A 1,732-nucleotide genomic window follows, 5' to 3' on the forward strand; every position below is an offset into this window, starting at 1 on the left:
CCGGGGCGCCCCGCCACCGCCGCCGGAGCCGGTGCAGCGCGCGATCGAACGGCTGCAGGCGGTCGCGGGCACGACCGACGGTTTCGAGCTGTCCCGGCTCGACCTGCAGAACCGGCGCGAGGGCGACATCCTCGGCGCCCGCCAGAGCGGCGGCACGTCGCTGCGGCTGCTCTCGCTGCGCGGCCGCGACGACGAGGAGATCATCGACCACGCCCGCGAGGACGCCGCGGCGCTGCTCGACGCCGACCCGACCCTGTCGGCGCACCCGCAGCTCGCGCACCTGGTGGCCTCGCTCATCGACGACGAGCAGGCCGCGTTCCTGGAGCGCGGATGACCCGGATCATCGCCGGGGCCGCCGGGGGGCTGCGGCTGGCCACGCCCGCCGGCGCCGGCACCCGCCCCACGAGCGACCGGGTGCGCGAGGCCCTGTTCTCCCGCCTGGAGCACCTCGACGCCATCGCCGGGGCGCGGGTGCTCGACCTGTACGCCGGCTCCGGCGCCCTCGGGCTCGAGGCGCTGAGCCGGGGCGCCGCCGACGTGGTGCTCGTCGAGTCCGCCCGCCGTGCAGCCGATCTCGCGCGCCGCAACGGCCGGCTCGTCGAACGCTCCGCCGGAGGCGGCGACCGCGGTGAACTCGGCACCGAACGCCGCGTGCAGGTGCGTGCCGAGCCCGTGCTGCGCTACCTCGGCGGCAGCCCGGGCCCCGTCGATCTGGCCTTCCTCGACCCGCCCTACGACCTGTCCGAGGCCGAGCTCGCGCGGGTGCTCGCGGCCTTGGTGCCGCACCTGAACCCCGGTGCCCTCGTCGTCGTGGAGCGCTCGACCCGATCCCCGGAGCCGAGCTGGCCCACCGACGGTGCCGGTTTGCGCCGCAGCGACGCCCGCCGCTACGGCGAAACCTGCGTCTGGTTCGCCGAATTGCCTTGAGAATGCGCTGAATCCCGCTCCCAACCGACCCGGCTCGTCCACGGATCGGACGCCGTGGTCACACCATGGTCACGAGGGTGAGGCGAACCTACCGAGCGAGGCGAACCGGCCCCTACTCTCGACAGCGTGAGTCGGTCGACGCGGGCCAAGTGGTGGCATGCGGCGGGCTGGAGCGCCGTCGCTCTGCTCGTCACGGCCCAGCTGGTCGTCAGTGACCTGGCCGTGCTGGCCGCACCGGTCCTGGTGTTGTGCCTGCTGTGCGCGTACCTGACGTCGCCGCTGGCGGCGCGCCGATCGACCGGCCACTGGCAGGCGCTGCAGCGCCACGTGCGCCACTCCACCGTCGTCGTCTACTGGCGCCCCGGCTGCGTCTACTGCCTGCGGCTGCGGCTGGCCCTGTGGCGCGCCCGGGTGACGGGAACCGTCGACTGGGTCGACATCTGGGACGACCCGGAGGGCGCCGCCTATGTGCGCGACCTCAACGACGGCTCGGAGACCGTCCCGACCGTGATCTTCCCCGACGGCTCGGCCCGCACCAACCCCGATCCGGCGAGCGTCGTCGCGGCCGCCCGCTCGCTCGGCGACGGGCTCTCGGAGACGGACGAGACCGGCTCCGAGAGTGGCTCGGCGACGGGCTCAGGGACGGGCTCGGCGACGGGTTCAGGGACGGGCTCGGCGACGGGTTCAGGGACGGGCTCGGCGACCGGCGCGCGCGGCCGGCAGGTCGACCCGAGCGCCTCGGGGGGAGCCGAACGACCCGGCCGGGGCCGCCGCCACGCGCCGGGAGGCGTCGCCACGCCGCACA

Annotated in this window: 2 protein-coding genes and 1 pseudogene; all 3 read left to right on the plus strand. The window is 75.4% G+C overall.

The window, feature by feature from the left end; translation table 11 throughout:
* A pseudogene (locus tag PINTE_RS23550) lies at positions 1 to 334 on the plus strand (ATP-dependent DNA helicase RecG); the annotation flags it as partial.
* The gene (gene rsmD, locus PINTE_RS21205; protein ID WP_068434568.1) at positions 331 to 927 is read left to right on the plus strand and encodes a 16S rRNA (guanine(966)-N(2))-methyltransferase RsmD; all 597 of its coding nucleotides are present in this window, start codon (positions 331 to 333) and stop codon (positions 925 to 927) included. The pseudogene PINTE_RS23550 and the gene rsmD, both read left to right, overlap by 4 nt.
* A 126-nt stretch (positions 928 to 1,053) precedes the next feature.
* Positions 1,054 to 1,732, plus strand: a 679-nt coding sequence (locus PINTE_RS21210; protein ID WP_068434571.1) for a glutaredoxin domain-containing protein, incomplete at its 3' end; no start/stop codon positions are given.

The organism is Piscicoccus intestinalis NBRC 104926 (genome assembly GCF_001515525.1).
GTDB lineage: Bacteria > Actinomycetota > Actinomycetes > Actinomycetales > Dermatophilaceae > Kineosphaera > Kineosphaera intestinalis.